At 39.4% G+C, this 22,527-nt stretch carries 19 protein-coding genes and 1 tRNA gene; 12 read left to right on the forward strand and 8 right to left on the reverse strand.

Annotation, left to right across the window (positions count from 1 at the left end; genetic code table 11):
• Window positions 1-108: 108 nt before the first annotated feature.
• The 8 genes from DEU42_RS09290 to DEU42_RS09325 all read left to right on the forward strand — a co-directional run bounded on the left by DEU42_RS09290 (window position 109) and on the right by DEU42_RS09325 (window position 9,534).
• Window positions 109-579: a Dps family protein gene (locus DEU42_RS09290; protein WP_114758085.1), complete on the forward strand. Its 471-nt coding sequence runs from the start codon at window positions 109-111 to the stop codon at window positions 577-579.
• 102 nt (window positions 580-681) lie between these two features.
• Complete coding sequence (locus DEU42_RS09295) at window positions 682-2,877, forward strand: histidine kinase dimerization/phosphoacceptor domain -containing protein (RefSeq protein ID WP_158537872.1); 2,196 nt, start codon at window positions 682-684, stop codon at window positions 2,875-2,877.
• A gap of 11 nt (window positions 2,878-2,888) precedes the next feature.
• Window positions 2,889-4,259 carry a sigma-54-dependent transcriptional regulator gene (locus DEU42_RS09300; protein WP_114758086.1) on the forward strand — a complete coding sequence of 457 codons (1,371 nt, stop codon included), beginning with the start codon at window positions 2,889-2,891 and terminating at the stop codon, window positions 4,257-4,259.
• A 17-nt stretch (window positions 4,260-4,276) separates the two neighbouring features.
• Window positions 4,277-4,573 carry a GNAT family N-acetyltransferase gene (locus DEU42_RS09305; RefSeq protein ID WP_114758020.1) on the forward strand — a complete coding sequence of 99 codons (297 nt, stop codon included), beginning with the start codon at window positions 4,277-4,279 and terminating at the stop codon, window positions 4,571-4,573.
• 46 nt (window positions 4,574-4,619) lie between these two features.
• Entirely contained in the window at window positions 4,620-6,161 is a 1,542-nt protein-coding gene (locus tag DEU42_RS09310) for a sigma-54 interaction domain-containing protein (protein ID WP_114758021.1), read from the forward strand.
• A 346-nt stretch (window positions 6,162-6,507) separates the two neighbouring features.
• A complete protein-coding gene (locus tag DEU42_RS09315; RefSeq protein ID WP_114758022.1) occupies window positions 6,508-7,197 on the forward strand; it encodes a hydrolase in 690 nt (229 codons plus the stop codon).
• A 93-nt stretch (window positions 7,198-7,290) separates the two neighbouring features.
• The gene (locus DEU42_RS09320) at window positions 7,291-9,096 is read left to right on the forward strand and encodes an amidohydrolase (protein ID WP_114758023.1); all 1,806 of its coding nucleotides are present in this window, start codon (window positions 7,291-7,293) and stop codon (window positions 9,094-9,096) included.
• A 3-nt stretch (window positions 9,097-9,099) separates the two neighbouring features.
• Window positions 9,100-9,534, forward strand: coding sequence for a DoxX family protein (locus DEU42_RS09325; RefSeq protein ID WP_114758024.1), 435 nt, complete (start codon window positions 9,100-9,102; stop codon window positions 9,532-9,534).
• A 210-nt stretch (window positions 9,535-9,744) separates the two neighbouring features.
• Here DEU42_RS09325 and DEU42_RS09335 read toward each other — a convergent pair whose 3' ends face one another.
• Window positions 9,745-10,257 carry an adenine phosphoribosyltransferase gene (locus DEU42_RS09335; RefSeq protein ID WP_114758026.1) on the reverse strand — a complete coding sequence of 171 codons (513 nt, stop codon included), beginning with the start codon at window positions 10,255-10,257 and terminating at the stop codon, window positions 9,745-9,747.
• Window positions 10,258-10,372: 115 nt separating this feature from the next.
• Here DEU42_RS09335 and DEU42_RS09340 point away from each other — a divergent pair.
• A tRNA-Arg gene (locus tag DEU42_RS09340) sits at window positions 10,373-10,446 on the forward strand.
• Between the two features lie 421 nt (window positions 10,447-10,867).
• On the opposite strand, the gene DEU42_RS09345 is transcribed toward DEU42_RS09340, so the two are convergent.
• The 3 genes from DEU42_RS09345 to DEU42_RS09355 form a co-directional block, all read right to left on the reverse strand.
• Window positions 10,868-11,758: a helix-turn-helix transcriptional regulator gene (locus tag DEU42_RS09345; protein WP_233506651.1), complete on the reverse strand. Its 891-nt coding sequence runs from the start codon at window positions 11,756-11,758 to the stop codon at window positions 10,868-10,870.
• Window positions 11,759-12,694: 936 nt separating this feature from the next.
• On the reverse strand, window positions 12,695-13,285 hold the full coding sequence (locus tag DEU42_RS09350) for a hypothetical protein (protein WP_114758028.1): 591 nt from the start codon (window positions 13,283-13,285) through the stop codon (window positions 12,695-12,697).
• Between the two features lie 18 nt (window positions 13,286-13,303).
• Window positions 13,304-13,756: a hypothetical protein gene (locus DEU42_RS09355; protein WP_233506652.1), complete on the reverse strand. Its 453-nt coding sequence runs from the start codon at window positions 13,754-13,756 to the stop codon at window positions 13,304-13,306.
• A gap of 414 nt (window positions 13,757-14,170) precedes the next feature.
• Here DEU42_RS09355 and DEU42_RS09360 point away from each other — a divergent pair, with 414 nt between their 5' ends.
• Window positions 14,171-15,577: a serine hydrolase domain-containing protein gene (locus DEU42_RS09360; protein ID WP_114758030.1), complete on the forward strand. Its 1,407-nt coding sequence runs from the start codon at window positions 14,171-14,173 to the stop codon at window positions 15,575-15,577.
• Between the two features lie 261 nt (window positions 15,578-15,838).
• On the opposite strand, the gene DEU42_RS09370 is transcribed toward DEU42_RS09360, so the two are convergent.
• The gene (locus DEU42_RS09370; RefSeq protein ID WP_114758032.1) at window positions 15,839-17,410 is read right to left on the reverse strand and encodes a T9SS type A sorting domain-containing protein; all 1,572 of its coding nucleotides are present in this window, start codon (window positions 17,408-17,410) and stop codon (window positions 15,839-15,841) included.
• Window positions 17,411-17,999: 589 nt separating this feature from the next.
• Between DEU42_RS09370 and DEU42_RS09375 the strand changes: the two genes are divergently transcribed.
• Both DEU42_RS09375 and DEU42_RS09380 read left to right on the forward strand, forming a co-directional pair.
• Window positions 18,000-18,518 (forward strand): ankyrin repeat domain-containing protein, encoded by a 519-nt coding sequence (locus DEU42_RS09375; protein ID WP_114758033.1) that lies wholly within the window; start codon window positions 18,000-18,002, stop codon window positions 18,516-18,518.
• Window positions 18,515-20,695, forward strand: coding sequence for a catalase (locus DEU42_RS09380; protein ID WP_114758034.1), 2,181 nt, complete (start codon window positions 18,515-18,517; stop codon window positions 20,693-20,695). The genes DEU42_RS09375 and DEU42_RS09380 overlap by 4 nt, the downstream gene beginning before the upstream one ends.
• Before the next feature lie 95 nt (window positions 20,696-20,790).
• Here DEU42_RS09380 and DEU42_RS17740 read toward each other — a convergent pair whose 3' ends face one another.
• From DEU42_RS17740 to DEU42_RS09390, 3 genes are all read right to left on the reverse strand, one after another.
• A complete protein-coding gene (locus DEU42_RS17740) occupies window positions 20,791-20,919 on the reverse strand; it encodes a hypothetical protein (RefSeq protein ID WP_255418249.1) in 129 nt (42 codons plus the stop codon).
• A gap of 146 nt (window positions 20,920-21,065) precedes the next feature.
• Complete coding sequence (locus DEU42_RS09385; RefSeq protein WP_114758035.1) at window positions 21,066-21,446, reverse strand: hypothetical protein; 381 nt, start codon at window positions 21,444-21,446, stop codon at window positions 21,066-21,068.
• A gap of 121 nt (window positions 21,447-21,567) precedes the next feature.
• Complete coding sequence (locus DEU42_RS09390; protein ID WP_114758036.1) at window positions 21,568-22,482, reverse strand: SDR family oxidoreductase; 915 nt, start codon at window positions 22,480-22,482, stop codon at window positions 21,568-21,570.
• Window positions 22,483-22,527: the final 45 nt, after the last annotated feature.

Consider the following 22,527-nt stretch of genomic DNA (forward strand, 5'->3'; position numbering starts at 1 on the left):
ACGATATATCGTAATTACGAATTTTATTCAAACAGCTCTAACCTCTAATTATAAACATTTTACATTTTTGGCAACATTATGGCTTATAGTATAAAAAAAATTACAAACATGGAAACTAAGATTGGAATAACTACCGAAAATAGAAATACAGGAGTCCAAAAACTTTGCAAATTACTTGCAGATGAATATGTACTGTATACAAAAACAAGGAATGCTCACTGGAATGTGGAAGGATATGACTTTTATAATAAACACCTGTTCTTTGAACAACAATATGGTGAGCTGGACGAAATCATAGACAGTGTTGCTGAAAGAATAAGGACTTTAGGCCATTATGCACCTGCTACATTGAAAGATTTCCTGAATCTTACCCAACTTACAGAAACTAAAAGTGAAGCTAATGATAGTATTGGCTTCATTAAAGAACTGCTGATTGATCACGAAAGCATTATTATATTCCTGAGAGAAAATATAGATTTTTATACTGATCTTAAAGATTATGGTACCAGTGATTTCATAACCGGTTTAATGGAAACTCATGAGAAAATGGCATGGATGCTAAGGTCACATATAAAATAGTCTTGTAAAAATATTCTGAAAAACAAGAATGTGCTTATATTCGGGGTAACAAACCATCATAGTAAAAGTAAAATGATTTTTAGGCGCTTACATAAAATAATATTGTTAATTGTCTTTTTTACGGCAGTTAGCATTCATGCGCAATCAACTGAAGATAAAGTTAAGTTTTCAAAAACTATATCCCGACTGCACTTTGAAAAAGATGAAACCAAAAAAGCTGAAAATCTTCTTTGGACTGCAAACTACTGCCTGGACAGACCGGGAAACTACAAAAAAGATCTTGACAGCGCAGCTTTGCTCAATAGGCAATCACTTAAAATCAGTAAACAACTTAACCTTAAAAGCAATATTGCACAAAGCATGCTTCTGGATGGAAAGATTGCAAAGGAAAGAGGCAATGCCACACTGGCAGGAAAGCTAAAACAAAAGGCACTTGATTATGCTATTGCTCAAGATCTAAAAAAAGATATGGCTGATGCCTATACTTCTATAGGATTAGATTATGATGGCAGTAATCTTGAAAGAAATACCGGAGATCTTTTAAAGGCAGCTTCGCTATACCAGGAATTAGGGTCATTTAAAGAAGAAGCCGAAACCTTTACAAATCTTTCAATCATATATAATTCGGCCTATCAGCCTGCAACATCTATAAAGTATGCCTCACAAGCTATAAAGATTAAAAAGAGCATTAAAGAGAATAACTTCTTTTCAGAATATACAATGCTTGCCTTAAACCTGAGGATACAAGGCAAATATAATACTGCGTTATCTTATGCTCTGGCTGCAGAAAAAATAATAGATAAGGCCAGTGATAAACAATGGCAAACTGTTTTAATCAATCTTATAGGCACTATATATTCTGAATTAAAATATCACGATAAATCAGTTGAATATTATAAAAAGGCAATTACCCTCGCTAAAGAAAATAAAGATGTTGAAGGGGTGACTTCTATAACCATTAATACCGTTAGGGGATTATATAGCAGGGGCAAATACAATGAAGCCCTTGAAATATTAAATAATGGTGCTAAATATTCTCCCAACGACTATTGTAATATTGAATACCCTTCCCTTTACATACTGCTATATTGTGAACTAAAAAAATATGAAAAAGCCAAGCCGTATTTTGAGCAATTGCTGAAATGCAGCGAACAGCAAAACAATAATCATCTGGCAGTTGAAAAAATGTATTATGCAATGATACACTACCTGCTTAAAACAGGTCAGGCACAAAAAGCATATACCTACATTGATGAGCTGAAAAAACTATCAGTTGTAAATGATGATTTGTATAATCGTTCACAGTTAGAAAGAACTCACTTTGAAGTTGACTCGGCCAACGGAAACTTTAAAGACGCCATCCAGCACCTTAAAAATTTCAAAAAGCTTAATGATTCCATCTTCAACATAAACAGTTCTAAACAATATGCTGATTTACAACTTAAATATGAAACTGAAAAAAAAGACGAAAATATTAAGCTGCTCACGCATAAAAATGAGCTTCAGGAAGTAAAAATCAAAACTGAGAAAGTAATACGCTATATATTTATAGGAAGCCTGATAGTACTATGCATAATCTTAGGATTATTATATAGCAGATATTGCATGAAACGTAAAACAAACGCAATACTCGAAGCAAAGCAGGAAGAGATAAACACACAGAACAGAAAGTTACAGCGCCTTGTAGATGAGAAAGAATGGCTTGTAAAGGAAATTCATCATAGAGTAAAAAACAACCTTCAGATTGTTATAAGCCTTCTAAATACACAATCTGCCTATCTGGATAATGATGATGCTCTGGAAGCTATACAAAATAGCCAGCACAGGATGCATGCCATGTCACTGATCCATCAAAAATTATATCAGACAGATAATCTTTCCAGTATCAACATGTCATGGTATATAAAAGAACTGGCAGAATACCTAAAAGACAGTTTTGATGATGACGATAAAATTAAATTCAAGCTTAAATTATCAGAAATAGAACTGGATGTTGCACAGGCAGTACCGCTGGGACTTATTTTGAACGAAGCGATAAGTAATGCCATTAAATATGCATTCCCCGAGCACAAAGGAATAATCAATATACTTTTTGAAGAAAAGGATGAGCATTACCTCTTGAGGATTGAAGATAATGGCATTGGACTTCCCGAAAATTTTGAATCGAACGAAAGCGATTCGTTAGGAATGAATCTTATGATGGGTCTTGCCGAACAGTTAGACGGCACATTTAGCATAAAATCTGATAAAGGTGTAATAATAACAATTAACTTTATAAAAAGAGAGGCTACTTTATAGCCTAAATGATGATGGAAAATAAAGAAAAAATACTGATAGTTGAAGACGAATTCATTGTAGCCAACGACCTTAAAATGATATTGAAAAAAGGCGGTTACAATGTGGTAGGTATTGCCTCTTCGGCTGCTCAGGCCAGAACTATGATTGCTGCTAAAAAACCTGACTGGGTACTTCTCGATATTATACTTAAAGGAAGTGAAACCGGCATAGATCTGGCAAAAGAGTTAAATGGATCAAAAACCCCATTTCTTTTCATATCGGCAAATACCAATCAGTCTACCCTTGAAGCTGTAAAAAAGACACAACCTTATGGTTTTATGGTAAAACCCTTCAGGGAAAAAGACCTGTTGGTAATGTTGGACATTGCCCGATACAGATATGCACTGGAACATCAGGTAAGTGCTCCTTTGATTGATACAAACAGGCAAACATCAGCCTTTAATGGTATTATAGGTAACAGTCAGTCACTTAAAGAAATACTTAATCGTGTAAACATAGTTGCCCCTACAGAAACTTCTGTACTTATTACGGGTGAAAGCGGTACCGGAAAAGAAAGGGTTGCCCATGCGATTCATGAGCATTCGGACAGAAAAAATAAACCCATAGTAGTGGTAAACTGTGCTGCTTTACCATTATCGCTTGTAGAATCAGAACTTTTTGGATATGAAAAAGGCGCATTTACAGGTGCTAACTCCCGTAAAATAGGAAAGTTTGAACAGGCAGATGGAGGTACTTTATTTTTAGATGAGATAGGCGAACTTCCTTTGGATGCTCAGGTTAAATTACTGCGTGTATTACAGGAAAAAGAGATTGAACGCATTGGTGGTGAACAGACCATAAAAATTGACGTTCGTATTGTTGCTGCAACCAATCGTAGCCTGGAGCGTGAAGTAGCCGAAGGACGATTCAGACTGGATTTGTACTACAGGCTAAATGTTTTTCCTGTCGAATTACCACCGCTTCGCGAAAGAAAAGAGGATATACCCCAACTTGCCATGCATTTCCTGCAAAGATTTAATACCGCTGCTAACAGGAATATTAAAGCTTTTACTCCCGGTGTACTTGAACAGATGGCACAGTATAACTGGCCAGGGAACATACGTGAACTTGAGCATTTAATAGAGCGTAGCACTCTTTTAGCGTTTGGAGATGAAATAAGTGAAATAAACCTGCCTTCCAATACGGCAATAAACATACTTCCTTCTGAAACCGGAGTATTGCAATCGCTGGAAGATATGGAACGTAACCATATAATGCAGACATTACAAGCCTGTGGCGGTAAAGTATTTGGTCCGGGTGGAGCTGCCGAAATACTTAAGATACCTCCTACCACCCTATATTCTAAAATGAAAAAATTAGGTATACAGCAGGAACATTATTAACATAAAAAACACTTATCATGACCGAGATAAAATTAGAAATAGATGAAAAAAAACACGGAGCCTTCAATCTGTATGAAGACAATACCAAAATTGGAGAAATGGTGATAAGCCTTCGTGATGATAAATTAACAGTATATCATACTGAAATTGACAGCTCAGCTGAAGGGAAAGGATATGCAAAACTGCTTTTGCAGGAAATGGTAAGCTACAGCCGAAATAATAATTTAAAGGTAATTGCGCTTTGTCCTTATGTTCATGCTCAATTTAAAAGGCATCCTGAAGAATATGCCGATATATGGCTAAAACAGGAATAACGGTAAATTTATACTTTAGCATACTATAATCAGAAGCCAGGTCACTATGAGCCACAATGAAATAATCGCACGTATACAGCAAAGAGAACAGGAACAATCTTTGACTATTTCCATGAGTGAGATCCTGGCATCTGTAAGCACCAGGAAAGAGTTTCATGATGTGATCATTAACAACCTAAAAAACGCTTTTGGGTTCAATCATTTTAGTATTTGTATTGAAGATGAAAAGTCTAAGGATTTTTATCTTCAATATCATATACTCCCTTCAGAATATTCGAAATTATCATCTGCAGCGTTTAAAGATAGTTCCGGCATTTTCAATGAGGTTTTAAGCTCAGCCGAACCTGTTTTTATGACAAAAACTGAATTTGCAAAAATAACCGGACTTCCCTCCTTTCTTAAAGATACTTATGAAGGGCAAACACAAAGTATAATAGCATTATCAATAATTACAAAACGATTCAAATCGGTTGCTTTTATTGGCTTTGGAAAGAATTATACTCCCGAAAGAAATACATTTCGTGTTTTAAAGTCACTGTCACCTCAACTAGGCATAACGCTTACCAATATATTACTTCTTGAAAACATTATACCTTCCAATTCGGTAATTGAAGAAGATGCTCAAAATGTATCGGAACCCCCCGGAGATTTAGGGATTATTGGAAATAGCGAACCCATGCAAAAAGTAAGGAGCTTAATCAAACTGGTTAGCAATACCGATAGTGGTGTTCTTATATTAGGTGAAAGCGGAACAGGTAAAGAGCTTGTTGCTAAAGCTATACATGAAAACTCAGAAAGATCAAAAAAGCATCTTATCAAAGTAAACTGTGCTGCCATACCTAAAAATCTTTTGGAAAGTGAATTGTTTGGCCACGAAAAAGGCAGCTTTACCGGAGCCATATCCCAAAAGAAAGGCAAGTTCGAACAGGCACATAAAGGAACATTGTTCTTGGATGAAGTAGGCGAAATGCCATTAGAGCTTCAGGTGAAATTATTACGTGCCCTACAGGAGAAAGAGATACAACGCATAGGCAGCAACGGTCATATTAATGTAGATACCCGTATAATAGCGGCTACAAACAGAGATTTACAGGAAGAAGTAAATAAAGGAAACTTCAGAGCTGACCTGTTTTACAGGCTAAATGTATTTCCTATTGAAGTCCCTGCCTTAAGAGAACGCACTGATGATATTCCTGATCTGGCCAAATTCTTTGTTCAGCGTTATGCACTAAAGAATAAAAAAGCAATAAAAAATATTGCCGTAAAAGCACTAAATACTATAAAAATATATCATTGGCCCGGCAATGTTCGTGAACTGGAACATGCTATGGAAAGAGCTTTCCTTTTAGCTCCCGATAAAACCATAAAAGAAATTCAGGTTAGTAACAGCAAGCAAATTGCAACCGGATCGGACATAAAGCCATGGTATGAATTTGAAAAAGAATATATACTAACGATACTCAAATTTACTAAAGGAAAGATATCGGGTCCTAATGGTGCAGCGGCATTATTAGATTTACCTCCCACAACACTTAATTCTAAAATGGAAAGACTTGGAATTAAAAAAAGACATCACTTAACTAAATAATATCTAAAACATAAAAAGATTCAATAAAGGGAACCATAAGGTTCCCTTTTTCTATATCTATTATCCAATAATCGGTTATTCTATTTCGTGGAGCCTGAACAAATTACGCTATATCGTAAATAAAAACCACTATACTTATTACAAAAATACTGAAAATCAATATTTTAAAATAAAGGCTTCGATTTTGAAATATATGGTTTCAGGAACAGAAAACGTCCGGATAGTTTTCTTGTCTTAGTTCAATGTGCAGGATTTAGGGATATCGCAATTTTGTCCTGTAAGATTGTAACAACAAAATAATTTAAAAAAATCGATAATCATTTTAATCACTAATTCTTAAAACATCATGAAAAATTTAGTTTTAACCTTAGCATTAGCTCTAACAACATTAACCGGTTTTGCTCAAAAACCCGGAGCTGCATTATTAAGTCCTACTAACCACGCTTTAGTACTTGTAGACCATGAAAGCCAAATGGCATTTGCTGTAGGCAGTACACCAATAGATCAATTACGTAATAATACTGCACTTGTGGCAGGAGCGTCTAAAATTTTTAAGGTAGCTACCGTAGTAACTACAGTTGCCGAAAAATCGTTTAGCGGACCGGTATTCAGAGAGATTGAGGAATTCTATCCAAAAGCAACATCAGGTTATATTGATCGTACTACCATGAATACCTGGGAAGATGTAAATGCACACAAAGCCATTGTAGGCAAAAACAAAAAGAAATTAGTCTTTGCCGGATTATGGACAAGTGTATGTATCGTTGGGCCGGTATTATCAGCTATCGAAGAGGGGTATGACGTTTATGTAATAACAGACGCAAGCGCCGATGTTTCTAAAGAAGCTCACGAAATGGCCGTTACAAGAATGGTACAGGCAGGTGCTCACCCAATGACTTCATTACAATATTTACTTGAACTGCAACGCGACTGGGCTCGTCAGGAAACTTATGTAGCAGTTACAAATCTTGTTAAACAATATGGTGGTGCTTACGGTGTAGGCGTTCAATACGCTCACGATATGCTAAAACACTAATTATAAATTTAGGTTTTGCTTGGTTAAAGTTGGGCTGTGCCCCTCGGCACAGCTCTCTTTTATCTTTCCAAATTAATCCAATCTATACCCATCATGAAAACTATTACTAAATATTTACCAATCCTTTTTCTATTAATTGTCATTAATGGTTATGCCCAAAAGGCTGATCTGATTGTATTCAATGCCAAAATACATACGCTGGACAGCAATAATGCGATTACTGAAGCAATTGCCGTTAGCAACGGAAAAATCATTAAGACAGGAAGCAGTAACGATTTGCTTAAGCTCAAAACAAAGACTACTACTGTTATAGACGCCAAAGGAGCTACAATTATCCCGGGACTTTTTGACTCGCATATGCACATTATACGAGGTGGCCGCTTTTATAATACAGAACTTCGCTGGGATGGCGTACGTTCCTTAAAAAGAGCACTGGCAATGCTAAGAGAGCAGGCCCAAAGAACACCACAAGGCCAGTGGGTTCGCGTAGTTGGTGGCTGGAATGCATATCAGTTTGAGGAAAAAAGGCTTCCTACATTAGATGAAATTAACGAAGCTACAGGGAATGTTCCTACATTCATATTACATCTTTACGGACATGCTTATCTGAACAAAGCCGGGATAGCAGCTTTAAAAATAGATGCAACTACTCCTAATCCAAATGCAGGCTTAATAGAGAAAGACATCTACGGTAATCCAACAGGTATGCTTGTCGCTGAACCTAATGCTTTTATCCTTTACTCTACTTTATCAAAATTACCGGAATTAACTACCGAAGAAAAGATAAACTCAACCAAACAGTTTATGAGTGAAATGAACAGATTGGGTGTGACTGCCATTATGGATGCCGGTGGAGGATTTCAAAATTATCCTGACGATTATGGCATTACCGGCAAACTATGCGAAGAAAATGCATTAACCGTACGTATGCCCTACTATCTTTTTGCTCAGAAAGCAGGAAATGAATTAGCTGACTACACCAAATGGATAAGTTCTGTTGAAATTGGAGATGGATGTGATGAACCTTCAGATGGAGTTAAAAAATTTGGAAAAATGCCAAAAATGGAATATCACGTACAGGGAGGCGGTGAAAACCTTGTAATGAGCGCGGGCGACTTTGAGAATTTCGATAAGCCGAGACCTGAACTGAGCCCGGCTATGGAAGGTCAGCTTAAGGCAGTACTTTCTTTATTGATAAAAAACAGATGGCCTTTCAGAATTCATGCAACATACAACGAAAGTATAAGCCGCTTTCTTAATGTAATTGAAGATATAAATAAAGAAACTCCTCTAAATGGGCTTTTGTGGTTCTTCGATCATGCCGAAACTGTTTCTACTGAAAACCTTCAAAGAATAAAAGCCTTAAACGGAGGTATAGCAATACAACACCGCATGGCATATCAGGGAGAAGCGTTCATCAAAAGATATGGCAAGCAAGCGGCTGCCAATACTGTACCATTAAAAAAAATGATGGAAATGGGAATTAAAGTGGGTATGGGTACAGACGGTACTCGTGTAGCGAGCTATAACCCATGGGTAGGACTTTACTGGCTTACAACAGGCAAAACACTTGGTGGATTAAAATATATGAATGAAGAAAATATACTGGACAGAACTACTGCGCTTAAATTATTCACTCAGGGTAGCGCACAATTAATCAATCTGGACAGTGACAGAGGCATACTTAAGAAAGATTACCTTGCCGATTTCACAATATTATCTGACGATTATTTCTCTGTCCCGGAAAATACTATTCTGAACATGGAAGCGAAGCTAACTGTTGTAAATGGTAAAGTAGTATATGCAAATGATGAGTATCGCTCTTATGCAGCCCCTCAGCCAAAAGCAATACCAGAATGGAGCCCGGTAAATTATTTTGGAGGATACCAAAAAAACTAAACCATGAAAAAACTATTCATAAAACTGCTATCGTCAGATTTGAAAAATCCTTTGTATAATTTTGCTATTCTACTGTTCAGAATTGGTATTGCAGCACAACTTATCGTAGTTCATGGACTAAAAAAAATTGGAATTGGTGTAACTTCCGTAGAAGTTATACCTAACCCATTTGGTTTTCCTGACACAATGAACAATTTTATTGCCATTATGGCTAATGTTTATTTGCCATTCTTTATAATTATTGGATTATTTACAAGAGCGGCAGCCTTTCCTGCTATGATGGTAACAGCAACAGGTTACTTTATTGTTCACGCTAATGATGTCAATACAATAAAAGATATCCCTTATATGTATACAATATCATTACTTACAATTATCTTTTTAGGATCGGGAAAATATTCATTAGACTACTATATTTCTAAATCATTAAATGTGTAATTTAATATAATCTTAAAGGCTGCCCATATAAGGCAGCCTTTTCTTATATTTGAGTTACAATAAAACCAATATTATGTTCAGGATACTTGCCAAACTTAATAAGTGGCTACTGCCAAATTACACAAAAGAGCACTTGGATCTTAGCAAAGCAACAAAACTACAAAAGGCAATTATAGCCTGGAAGTACTTTGTAACAACTCGGGCTTTGGATTAATACACTAAAGGTGCATACACCTCTCTATTACCTAACTTTTCTCTACCGTTAAGAAAAGAAAGCTCCATAAGGAAATTACACTGTACAATTTCACCGCCAAGCTTTTCTACGAGTTCGCATACTGCAGCTGCTGTACCTCCGGTTGCCAATACATCATCATGGATAAGAATCCTGTCTCCCGCCTTTATAGCATCAGTATGCACTTCAAGAGTATCAGTACCATATTCGAGCTCATATGATGCCGAAATTGTCGCAAATGGTAATTTCTTAGGTTTACGAACAGGAATAAAACCCGCATTAAGCTCGTAAGCTAATAGCGTTGCAAAAAAGAAACCTCTGCTCTCTACTCCTACCACTTTATCAATTTTACGGTCTCTAAGATTGTTAAGAAGCAAAGCCATACATTCACGAACAGCTTTAGGATTATTTAGCAATGGTGTTATATCTTTAAACATTACTCCCTCTCTCGGAAAATCCTGAACGTCACGTATATACTGATTAAGCGTCATTTTTTTGTATTTTTTTATTCATTTAAGCTTGCAAGTTACGCATTATTGCCTATATTTGCACCCGCAATGAGGATGATAAATATCACGAATATTTAAATCTAAAAAAAGCAAAAAAGGCCTCGTGGCGCAACTGAATAGCGCATCTGATTACGGCTCAGAAGGTTACTGGTTTGAATCCAGTCGAGGTCACACATTAAAAAGCTCAAAATCAATGATTTTGAGCTTTTTTGTTTTTATAAACTTACAAAAATATCAAGTTATTAAATTTTTTATAAGCTTATAGTTATGGTTTGATATCCCAAGTAATTATCTCAACAGGATAAACAATTAAGTAACTGCGATATAATAAAATCTGATTATTTGCATGAAGATTTAAAACCCTGCGATAAGATCTGGATTACACTTCGTGCATTTCGTAAGAGTTTTACAAGTACATGGAACTGATATTGAACGCGGCAGACTCTGACCCGTTTAGCACTACACCGGCCAATATTAAAGGCAACATACTTAACAAAAACAAGGGAGGCAGTAAGGCTCTTGGGTATTTCATTCTGTGCGAAACTATGTGGAGTATGTATGGGATATAACAGCACACATTTTTCAAAGCATTTCATTTTCTTCTTAAATACCGGGTGTATGCATACCTGAAGGTACTTTCATCGTTGTATCCCAACTTGTCGTAGATATCCTTTGCCTGAAAACCTTTAACGGTGATCAGCTCATTGGCTGCCTGCATTCTAAGTTGAGTATAATAGCGATGGACAGTCTGGTTAAACTCTTTCTTAAAGTGATTCCTTAGTGTTCTTTCGGTAACGTGAAAATGGTCAGCAACACTCCTGACACTCAACCCCTGGTTGCGATAGTTCTGATCTAAGTAGTGCTTAACGCTATGGGCAAGGCCTTCAGAATGGTTTTCAAGACGTTTGAAGTAGTACTCCAGAAGTAGGGCAATATTCATCCGCAGGTTGCCATCAACAGCGTTTACTCCAAGGTGCGAAAAACGATAAATGGATTTGATCCACTTTTCAGCCTTATGCCCCGCACTACACTTGAAAATCTCCGTTAGCCTTTCCTGTGGTGTGCTGTTTTCGCTAAGCCCGGCAGCAAAATAATCTTCATATACTGCCCTATACCACTCCCTTTCGATAGTAATTACCATAAAACTGTTGATGCCATCTCTAAGATTTATTGTTATTTGTCCCAAATTTCGATCCGCTACAACAAATTCGCCGACTGCAAAAGGAACTAAATTTGCTGAGGTAAACTCTGCCCAAACCCTACCCTCTAACATAATAAAAAGCAATATCTGGTGGTCCTCAATTTTAATGGAAACCCTTTCCCCGGATGCGCTGCAATTTATTTGCAAAAGGTCAGCTGTAAAAGGGTTGTACTGGTAGCGCATGCCAAAGAAATCAGTATTGCGCCAGACACAGTGAATACGCTGCCTGGCAAAATCCATTGAAAAATTGCACCAGTGTGGGGTTGAAGGGTCGTTCCCCATATTTACAAATTCTTGCCGGGGCGATTCAAATTTATACTTAGACGTCATGAAAATTTTACGGATCTTTGAACGAAGGATAAATTTTCCGGTGAACAATTATTAATGCTTGATTTATCTCATAGTAAATTTAAGGGTTAAGGTAAGGTGCAAGGAACAAAAAGTCATAAAAATATGCAAAGGGCACTGGGGGAGGCGCCCTTTGCTGATAGATACAGCCAAAGGCGTGCATTTATTTGGCCACTAAAGTAGTACTCCGGGGCCTACATGAAAAGGAATAAAAGGTAAATAATGTATAGCGTAAGTTTATTTTTACTTTTTTTTCCGTTCCGATTTTTGCCTCTCAGCAGCCCCGGTCCAAACAGAAAAAGCGGTGCCTTCCCTAACCGTACATTGGCTTTTAAAGAGCTCAATTACCATCATAAACAATTGATATAAAAAATCTTAACACTGAAAAAGTTTTCAGACCAGATTGCTATAAAAGCTAATTAAACACGTCCCGACAGGCATAGTTCTATATAAAAGAAAAGGCAACAATCTTTGGATTGCCGCCTTTTGAATCGATAATTTTTTTAGCCCCCACTAAAAATTTATCATTCCCAAAAATAGGGTTTTAAAATATATAAATTCCTAAAATGCATATTTTATGACCGGTTTATTCTAATATACTGTGCATTAATCTTGTATGCCGCCAGCTGAAGACCCGGAAAGAAAACGTATCAAAGGGCCGCGTTTTGCCATTTAAGTCTTTCAGTGCCAAAGCCAAAATACAATCGGTGAATTACATATCTCCTGCGCGTTTTACCATTGGGCAAGGGTAAATGTCAGCCTAAATTGATTTTCTTTTTTACTGCGGCTTTCTTTTTAAGCAATTCCTGCTGCAATTTTTCTTTTCATCAGTAGTGGCTCAGAGACGAAAAATGCCCTGCTAAGAAAGAATTAATTTTGAACTATCGGCGCTCTGAGTGACTCCAAAACAGCAACAATATCAGTATAAAGTTCTGTATCGGACGCCACCCCGTTGGCATTCGCTGCTGCACCAACGTAACCTACAAATTTTGTGTAGTCAGCATCGCTTGCCTTTGTGCCCATACGAGGGTTTACCGCAGGATTATGCGCAGAGGCCATGTCAAGTCCGGAATAGGTATTGACAGGATTGGTTCCCCCGGTATTGAATGAAAAGAAATCGGTCAGGTTATCCGATAGCTTAGCAATATTGGTAGCCTGGGTCGTTCCGGTTTCAGCCAAAAGAGGCGCGAAATGTGCCTGTAGATTTCCTGGTGTATCCGCCTGAATGTCGGCAACAATTAATCCAACCGTTGAATTGACCACCTTACGGAAGCTCAAGCGCCCCTGCTCGATCATCTGGCCTTCATTATCCGGGTCGGCAACCATGGTAGTTCCTCCCAGCCTTTCATAGATTGTTGCCTGTTCAACGCCTTTCGGGGTATTATCGTCATTGCTACATGAGGTAAAGGCTACCGAAGAAATAAGCAACGTGCTTAAAGTGATTTTTGTGTAAATTTTCATAATAAAAGTATAGAATGGTTAATTAAAAAATTGATTGATTTTTCTGGACAGTTTATACCCCGCACTACTTTGATCTACAGGACAAACCTCTTTGGCTATCATGCCCGGCGGCAGGATATAGCGTTTGGCGCGATAGTGCCTCCTCGACATAAGCTCGTCAAAAACTTTCTGCGAATCGGTGACTTTATTGTTGTGAAAATACACTACGACATTTCTTTTCACAATAATGGAATCTGAGGTAAGGCCTTTGATAGTTCTTAAATCGGAACAGATTTGTTTTGCCTGCAGGGAGTCGATATCAGACTCAAACTCAATCCTGCTAATCTGCAAATTAGGGTTATCGTAAGAAGCAGGCTTTGCTGTTATAATATGGAAGATCAGAATGGCAAGGAGTAGTGTCACTATCCCGAGGAGGATAAAAAGGATTTTTTTGATTTTCATATTGGCTATAATGCTTAGGTTGTAAATCATTTACGAGAGTTTTCCTCCTACGGTTTTAAAAAAATCACACAACCCTATAATTTAGAGACGTTCTAATTTAAGTGAAAGGGGCTGCATAAAAAGGGAGCGTATCCAATAATCTGGCAAAGTTTTATGCATCACTTTATAGCCTGATTCCTTCCGGAATTGAGAGGCTAACCTCCTTTGTCTATACAGTATTTACATTATGGTTAGAAGTTCCCAGCAATCGCTCCCATTTGTAAAAAATCCTGTACCTGTCCCCTGCCCCCGCATCCTTTTTGCTAATAACAAAATCACGGCGAGGAAATAGGGCTATTTCATAACGAGATTACCTCATCATTATTCACAAACTATAAAAATAGTTGTATAACTACAAAAATAGTTTTAGATTTGACTACAATCATCAATCAATCAATAATAATTATGAAATTCTTAAACGTAGTAACCGTATTTATCTTTTTTTCCGTTAACAGCTATTGCCAATCCAGCCAATCTGTAAAGCTCGACAGCCTCTTCACTATGCTACATGCGCAAAATCAGTTTAATGGTGAAATACTCATTGCTGAAAAAGGAACGGTAATTTTTCAAAAAGGTTACGGATTTTCCGATGAGGCAACGAAAAAAACAATAGATGAAAAAACAATATTTGAACTGGCTTCCTGCTCCAAGCAATTTACCGGTGCTGCTATAGTATTGCTTAAAAGGGAAGGCAAACTGGACTACGCCGATAAGCTGTCAAAGCATATTCCCGAGCTTAGCTTTTGGGAAAATGTTACCCTTTACGATTTGCTGAGGCATACCAGCGGCATACCCGATTTTTTATCCGGCATGAGTAAAGATTGGGATCGCTCAGCAATAGCCTCAAACGAAGATGTCATCGAATATTACGCTTCAAAGAAGGACACACTGGATTTTGAACCAAAATCCATACACAGGTACAGCAATACAAATTACGTTCTGCTCGCTTCGATAATCGAAAGGGTCTCCGGTAAAAAATATGGCGATTATCTCGCCGAGAAGATTTTCAGGCCTTTAAAAATGAATAATACGTTCGTGTATAACAGGCGTAAAAACCCGGCAAAAGTCGCTAATTACGCCATCGGGTATGTCTGGGCTCCCGGCTCCTTTAAAAAGGTTACTATGGAAAGTCCTGAATACAATGACCAGATGGCCTATTATCTTGACGGGGTTGAAGGAGCCGCCAAGGTGAATTCCAATATTGGGGATATCTATAAATGGATAATAGCCTTAAGAAATAATACGCTGTTTAGTCAAGAAGAATTCGATGAAATGACCCGCGTAACCCAGACAACCAAGGGAAAGCAAATACCATACGGCTTCGGCTTCGATGTGAGAAAAGCAGAAAATAAGATGGCTTTTGGGCACACTGGTAGCTGGGATGGCTATACGACACTAATCTATCATGACAAGCTTAAGGACAGGACGATTATTGTACTTGAGAATTTCAAAATGGGTGTAACCGCAACCAATAACATATTCGAAATCCTGGACGGCAACACCCTTACGGTAGAATATGAAAAGAAGATACCGATGAGTGAGGCATCAATGATACCATTTGCAGGAACATATGTTGATGAGAAGGGAAATGAACATATTATCACCTATAAAGATAACCACCTGATTTATAACACGAAGGATATAAAATGGGATATGAGGTTCTTTCCTTTTAACAGGAATGAATTTGCAGCGATACGACAAGGGGGCACGAACGGCATTTTGAAATTTACCACCTCAGATAACGGGGATATAAAGCTAGAAATGCTACAGTATGGCAACCTTGTAGGATCAGGAATTAAGAAGAAGAGTTAAGTGTTTGCTAAATAGTTGTGCATATTGCTCTGAATGTAATGCCGCTTTGCTGGCAGACTCCGGATAGTCCATTGCCTGCGAATCTTGGAAGCATTTGAAAATCCAGCCATGCTATAAACTTCAATCGCTTTGGTAGTGAAGCGTTTTTCGCTAATACCAAATGGTTTGAGGCTGTAACTATTTGCCAGCCCATTTGATTAAAAGACTGGCAACTCATTTTTAAACCATTAAAACCAACATCCGGCTGTAAGAAATCAAAAACTAATTTTTTACCAATTTTGCGGTAAAGCTGTTCCCTGCACGTATAAAATAAGTACCTTTTGCTAAGGCTGCTACATCGATCGACCCATCGGGAACGGCTTCAAAATCGATGATTTTCTGACCCAGTGTGTTTGTTATTGTACCTTTTATGATTTCCTGCAGCCCACCTATATAGACACTATCCGAAGCTGGGTTAGGATATAATGTAACAGCTGTTTTACTTGCACTTGAGGCGCCCAAAGTATCTATACCTATTTTTGCCAAAAAAGGATATTTGCTGTACGTTGGCGCCTCATTCACTAGCTCGCCAAAGCTCACTGTACCGTCGCATATGCCACTTATGAATACCTCTCCATTGCTATCTACACTAATGGCATCAGCATGATTAATAAATCCCGATCCTCCGGCAGTTACAGCTGCAAGAATATTTCCTTCGGGGCTGTATTTTAGAACCATAACATTCTTTGCTCCCCATTGTTCAGATGTTGTTACTATAGTGTTGTTCCAGTGTGTGCTTCCACTGCCCTGCCCGGCAAAGTAAATATTACCTTGGTGATCCAGTGATAAAAAATTACGATTGCCAGGAATTGCCTGTCCTTCACCAGGTACTTCACGTACCCATTGGTAGCTGCCGGAAGCATTTAGTTTTGCAAGGAAAAAATCTTCGCCCACTCCAAGCCCCCCTTCGGTCATGATTGCGTCAAATGCATACGCGCCATAGAGATAGGAGCTAAAATATACTTCGTTTGGGGTACGTGCTATTACAACCGGGGTTGAGCACGTAATGTCCTGTACGCTCTTATGCCACTGATAGATGCCATTAAAGGAATACTTCACGATATATGTGTTATAATCGTTTATCACCTCAGCCTGGGTTCCGTTAAAATCGGTGGTAGCATCCGCGCAGGCTCCGGCAGCATAGATGTTTCCCTCATTATCTACACTAACTGATGTAAGCCTTGCGGCACCTGTCTGAGTGATCGTAAACTGTGCTGCGCCATCAGCTGAATATTTCGTGATAAAACTATTATTATAATTGTCGTAGCCTGCAAAGATGTTATCTTGTGCATCAATCGCAATACCGCGTGCATCCATTACCCAGTTGTATTCCTCGGTGGTATTTAGCTTACGGTACCATGACAAATTTCCATTGCTGTCAAATTTAGCAACGATAAAGCGCATATCCGCAATCTCTTCCAAAGGTGCTGTTATAGTTGTATTGCCTATAGTAATACCATCATGATAGCCTATCAGCATGATCAGGTTATTTTGCGTATCGGTAGCCATATTGTAAATGCCGGCATCACCGGTTATTGCTTTACTGAAAAGCATTTGTCCTGTAGTGGCATATTTTATATACATTAAAGTGCCAAGCTGCTCAGTCTGTGGCATGGGGTTTTCTTTGAGCCCCACTAAATAAACGTTATTTTGGGTATCAGTGGCCGTGCAATAACCTGTATAACCAAGAGTAAGATTCATGTCAATCTCCGGTGTCTTTACCCAATCGAATGTTTGGGAGAAGCAACACATAAAAGGGAAAAAGAATATTAAAAAATACAATGTTTTTCTCATAATGGCTTGAGTTTAATAAAGCAAATATAAAATACATAAGAAAGGATTTACTGATAATATTGCAAATGGTAAAATCAATTTAGAATTCGAATGTTAGTATCGAGAATTTGGTTGCACGAACGTCTGCAATATGGACTCCTAAGTTTCACATAAAAATTTTTCTTGTGTTCAAATCTCATTTGTAGTATCCATAGCAGAGCTTGCCGGTTTCAAATATGGTAACGACAAATTCGATGCTGCGGTTCGCCATCACTACTATCCGGCGCATTACTATGGCAGACCAATCTTTGGTTTGGGTTTTCCGGCCCACCTAAAGCGGTCCCCAGGCGCAATCGATGCGTCGAATTACCTGACGTTGATTATCATATTCCTTTGTAAAATCACCAAGCAAATATCTTGTCATACTGATATGAGTTATCCGCAAAATTTGTGAAAGCCGTCGCTGCAGCCCTCAAGTTTCTGCAAAAGCGATTTTCGAAAGCCGACCGTCGTAAACCACTTAAGAAAGATTTAGGATAACTTAAGCATAATATTAAGCATACTATAAATCAGCCTTTTGTAACTTGGATTACCTTTAAAAAATTACACCATGGATACAATTGCACAAGCTCTTTTTGCAGCAGCAAGGCAGGGAAACCTGCCGGTGCTCCAGGAGATATTCACCCATAAAACGGACCTGAATATACAAGATGACCGAGGTTTTACCCCCCTTATCATTGCCGCTTATAATAATCAGCCCGAGGCGGTAGCCCTGCTGCTTGATGCCGGAGCCAATCCTGATGCCACTGACAATGGTGGCAACACAGCCCTGATGGGTGCCAGCTTCAAAGGCTACCCTGATGTGGCAGAACTGCTCCTGAGCTATGGGGCCAATATTGATGCGCAGCATGCAGGTGGCGGGACAGCGTTAATGTTTGCTGTCATGTTTGGGCGCAACGCCATGGCCGATCTCTTGCTAGCCCACGGGGCGAACCCCTATTTGACTGATACACGCGGCCTTAATGCGCTTGAACTGGCAGTACAGCAAAACAACCACACGGCAGCAGAAAAGCTTCTTGCAATCACTAAAGAATCAAAATTTTACACCTTACTAAATAACCAGTTATGAAAAAAGACAATACCAAACCAGGCAAAAACAGTGAAAAAGAAGATCTGAAATCCCAGGATCTGGAACGCAACAGGGAATATAACAAGGGGCAGTACATTACCACGGATCAGGGTGTCCGAATAAACAATGACCATAACAGTTTAAAAGCGGGAGAGCGTGGCCCTTCGTTGTTGGAAGATTTCATAATGCGTGAAAAAATCACCCATTTTGACCACGAACGTATCCCTGAGCGTATCGTTCACGCCCGTGGCTCCGGTGCCCATGGTTATTTTGAGGCATATGGTAATGTTGGCGAATATACCAAAGCTGCCTTCCTAAATGACACCAGTGTGAAAACACCTGTTTTTGTCCGTTTCTCTACGGTAGCGGGATTCAGGGGATCAACTGACATGGCCCGCGATGTGCGTGGGTTTGCCATAAAATTCTATACTCAGGAAGGCAATTTTGATATGGTAGGAAATAATATTCCCGTATTCTTTATTCAGGATGCTATGAAATTCCCCGACCTTATACATGCCGTAAAACCCGAACCACATAACGAGATTCCTCAGGCGGCGTCGGCTCATGATACGTTTTGGGATTTCATATCGCTTATGCCTGAAACGATGCATATGGTCATGTGGGCTATGAGCGACCGAGCCATACCGCGCAGTTTAAGGATGATGGAAGGCTTCGGTATCCATACGTTTCGTTTTGTAAACGACCAGGGCAAATCTACTTTTGTCAAATTCCACCTCAAACCCAAACTCGGTACCCATGCAGTAGTGTGGGACGAGGCGTTAAAAATATCAGGTAATGATCCTGATTTCCACAGGCGTGATCTCTATGATAACATCGCAATGGGCAATTTCCCGGAATGGGAATTTGGTGTGCAGCTTGTTCCGGAAGAGGACGAACATAAATTTGATTTTGACCTTCTTGATCCAACCAAACTAATCCCTGAAGAATTGGTGCCGGTGACACCAATAGGAAAACTGGTGCTGAACCGCAACCCCGATAACTTCTTCGCCGAGACCGAACAGGTCGCATTCCATCCCGGGCATGTAGTACCGGGAATCGATTTTACCAACGACCCGTTATTGCAGGGCAGACTGTTTTCCTATACTGATACCCAGCTCTCAAGACTGGGGAGCCCTAACTTCCATGAGATTCCCATAAACCGGCCTGTTGCCCCTATGCACAACAACCAGCGCGACGGGCACATGCGCCAGGAGATCAACGTTGGCCAAACACATTATAGCCCTAATTCCTTGAACGATAATTACCCGATACAGGCAAAAGAGTCTGAAGGCGGTTTCGTCAGTTACTATGAGCGTATGGAGGCGCATAAGGTACGTGAGCGAAGTGAAAGTTTTTCCGATCATTTCAGCCAGGCCAGCCTGTTCTTTAACAGCCAGACGCCTGTTGAACAAAACCATATTATCAATGCATTACGTTTTGAGCTGAGTAAAGTGGAAACGGTTGCTATACGTGAACGTATCTTGGGCCTTTTAAGCCAGGTAGATAAGACACTGGCAAAAAAAGTAGCTGAAGGATTGGGACTCGCTGTTCCGGGCGCACCGGAGAAACCCATGAATAAAGGTGTTGGTGCAGATGCTGATCAAAAAAAAAATGAGCCAAAACGTATTGGTAAAGGTTATGAGCCCAGCAATTCCCTGAGCATGATTAAAAATCCTACGGTTACCGAAACCATTGAGACCAGGCAGGTTGCCTTTTTGTGCGGGGACGGGGTAAGCGAAAAATCCCTTACTGCCCTGAAAAAATCACTTGAAGCAAAAGGTGCGGCTGCAAAAATCGTAGCTCCTACCCCAGGTAGTGTAAAAACAGATACAGGAAAGGAAATCAAGGCTGATTTTGCTTTTTTCTCTTCTTCTTCCGTAGTGTTTGATGCGGTGTACATTCCCGATTCAAAAAACAATGTGACATTGCTGCAAAACAATAATGTAATTGAATTTATCAATAACGCTTACAGGCATTGTAAGGTTATCGGTTTCGACAATGGAATGGAGAACCTTATCAAAAAAACAATAATTGCTCCTGGGCAGGAACTACCTAAAAGTACTGAAATGCCTGGAGTATTGATTAACAAGGGAAGTATAAAAGCTTTTACGGATCAATTTACCAAGCTATTAGGTCAACACAGGATTTGGGAGCGTGAAACATATCTGAATGAGTAATAAACAAAATATACGTAAAAAAGGGGCTGTCTCAATACTGAGCAGCCCCTTTTTTTAATCACATCCCTGGAATAGCATGTAGTATGAAAAATCCCTTAGAATACACTCCAGATGATAAGCCCTAAAATGCAAAGCACCACCGCTGCCTCAATAACATGTATGATACGGTTTTTCTTTCTTATGGATTGGCGCGCTTCCGCGTGTTCTCTTCGTGGATTTTTCATTTCATTTGTAATTAGATTAAATATTTAATTCTCAAAGTATCCTTTTGCGTTGCAATATCTTTCTACTAGTATCAAAAAAGAAAGAAGAACTGCAAACTAATCAGAGAGCCAGCTTTTATGAACAATTCCTCACCAGGCTTTCCTTATTATTGATGCGAATAATTAAGTTCTACTATAGTTTTCTCCATTGGCGGGGCTATACCTTCTTTTATTAAAACCAGCTCACCCTCGACAAAACACCAGAGTTTATACGATTTTCCCGATTCAAAAACATTTTCGAATGTAGCTTTTAAATGGACATCAAAATCATCGGATACGAATTCAGTAGTATGCCATAACGTTAGCCCATCAAGACCTTGTACAATACGGATGGAACCATCAGCAGACCGATAGGCTGCTTCTGATAGTATGGATTCTTCCGCCGTTATGCGATACTGGATACTGGTTGCCTCATCCTCACGGTCTCCATGGCAGGAATAAAGGGAAAAAGTGAATGCTATAAACAGCGTAAAGTGGAATACTTTCATAACGGAATGAATTGGGATTAAATGCAAACAACATAAAAGTATAGGATTTTACTTAACACTATTTACAAGATTCTGTAAAAAAGTTATATGCTGTGTTGGCAAAAATCGTTTGGTTGAATATTTACGGCTGTCCTCCACCTCCTGCCGCACCGAAAATCTGACCGGTAGAATAACTTCCCGTATTGTCGGCCAACTCAACATATAGTGAGGCCAGCTCCGCAGGCTGGCCAGGCCTTCCTAATGGCGTGTCGCCCCCGAACTGTTTCAGCTTTTCCATGGTTGCTCCGCCGCTTACCTGCAGGGGTGTCCAGATAGGGCCCGGTGCTACACCATTGACACGGATGCCTTTCGGCCCAAGCTGTTTTGCCAGCGAACGAATGTAATTGGTGGTGGCAGCCTTGGTTTGGGCATAATCAAACAATTCTGGACTTGGATCCTGTGCCTGCACTGAAGTGGTACCTATTATACACGCACCCGGTTTTAAATGGGGTAAAGCCGCTTTTGTAATCCAGAAAGGAGCATAGACATTGGTTTTCATGGTAGCATCAAAGGCTTCAGAAGTGATATCCAGTATCGACTCCTGGGTTTGCTGGCGCGCGGCATTATTTACTAAAATATCAAGCCCGCCCAGGCCTTCTACCGCTTTTTGGACAAGGGTCTCACAGAAGGATTCATCGCGAAGGTCTCCCGGTAGGGCAATTGCTATACGCCCCTCCTCTTTTATAAGAGCAACGACTTCCTGAGCATCCTGTTCCTCATCAGGATGATAATTGATTGCTACATCAGCACCTTCACGGGCATAAGCTATTGCTGCTGCCCTTCCTATACCCGAGTCGCCCCCGGTGATAAGCGCCTTTCTGCCGGCAAGCCTGCCCGAGCCCTGGTAGGAACTTTCCCCATGATCGGGACGTGGTTCCATGTTCGCGACCAATCCAGGCCAGCTTTGTTGCTGTTTCTTAAAGGGCGGCTGAGGATATTTGACCGTAGGATCCTCCAGTTGCGCTGATGTGCCTTTTTTTGCTTTATCTTTTTTCATAGCTGTAATTTTAGTTGATCCTCTAAATTACAACAACCATCACCA

It is taken from the genome of Flavobacterium sp. AG291, from assembly GCF_003350375.1.
In the GTDB taxonomy this organism is placed as follows: domain Bacteria; phylum Bacteroidota; class Bacteroidia; order Flavobacteriales; family Flavobacteriaceae; genus Flavobacterium; species Flavobacterium suzhouense.

What these genes read in the sequence shown, in the direction of transcription:
- DEU42_RS09290 (WP_114758085.1), top strand. Translation starts at nt 109, where the DNA reads ATGGAAACTAAGATTGGAATAACTACCGAAAATAGAAATACAGGAGTC.
- DEU42_RS09300 (WP_114758086.1), top strand. Translation starts at nt 2,889, where the DNA reads ATGGAAAATAAAGAAAAAATACTGATAGTTGAAGACGAATTCATTGTA.
- DEU42_RS09305 (WP_114758020.1), top strand. Translation starts at nt 4,277, where the DNA reads ATGACCGAGATAAAATTAGAAATAGATGAAAAAAAACACGGAGCCTTC.
- DEU42_RS09310 (WP_114758021.1), top strand. Translation starts at nt 4,620, where the DNA reads ATGAGCCACAATGAAATAATCGCACGTATACAGCAAAGAGAACAGGAA.
- DEU42_RS09315 (WP_114758022.1), top strand. Translation starts at nt 6,508, where the DNA reads ATGAAAAATTTAGTTTTAACCTTAGCATTAGCTCTAACAACATTAACC.
- DEU42_RS09320 (WP_114758023.1), top strand. Translation starts at nt 7,291, where the DNA reads ATGAAAACTATTACTAAATATTTACCAATCCTTTTTCTATTAATTGTC.
- DEU42_RS09325 (WP_114758024.1), top strand. Translation starts at nt 9,100, where the DNA reads ATGAAAAAACTATTCATAAAACTGCTATCGTCAGATTTGAAAAATCCT.
- DEU42_RS09335 (WP_114758026.1), bottom strand. Translation starts at nt 10,257, where the DNA reads ATGACGCTTAATCAGTATATACGTGACGTTCAGGATTTTCCGAGAGAG.
- DEU42_RS09345 (WP_233506651.1), bottom strand. Translation starts at nt 11,758, where the DNA reads ATGGGGAACGACCCTTCAACCCCACACTGGTGCAATTTTTCAATGGAT.
- DEU42_RS09350 (WP_114758028.1), bottom strand. Translation starts at nt 13,285, where the DNA reads ATGAAAATTTACACAAAAATCACTTTAAGCACGTTGCTTATTTCTTCG.
- DEU42_RS09355 (WP_233506652.1), bottom strand. Translation starts at nt 13,756, where the DNA reads ATGATTTACAACCTAAGCATTATAGCCAATATGAAAATCAAAAAAATC.
- DEU42_RS09360 (WP_114758030.1), top strand. Translation starts at nt 14,171, where the DNA reads ATGAAATTCTTAAACGTAGTAACCGTATTTATCTTTTTTTCCGTTAAC.
- DEU42_RS09370 (WP_114758032.1), bottom strand. Translation starts at nt 17,410, where the DNA reads ATGAGAAAAACATTGTATTTTTTAATATTCTTTTTCCCTTTTATGTGT.
- DEU42_RS09375 (WP_114758033.1), top strand. Translation starts at nt 18,000, where the DNA reads ATGGATACAATTGCACAAGCTCTTTTTGCAGCAGCAAGGCAGGGAAAC.
- DEU42_RS09380 (WP_114758034.1), top strand. Translation starts at nt 18,515, where the DNA reads ATGAAAAAAGACAATACCAAACCAGGCAAAAACAGTGAAAAAGAAGAT.
- DEU42_RS17740 (WP_255418249.1), bottom strand. Translation starts at nt 20,919, where the DNA reads ATGAAAAATCCACGAAGAGAACACGCGGAAGCGCGCCAATCCATAAGA.
- DEU42_RS09385 (WP_114758035.1), bottom strand. Translation starts at nt 21,446, where the DNA reads ATGAAAGTATTCCACTTTACGCTGTTTATAGCATTCACTTTTTCCCTT.
- DEU42_RS09390 (WP_114758036.1), bottom strand. Translation starts at nt 22,482, where the DNA reads ATGAAAAAAGATAAAGCAAAAAAAGGCACATCAGCGCAACTGGAGGAT.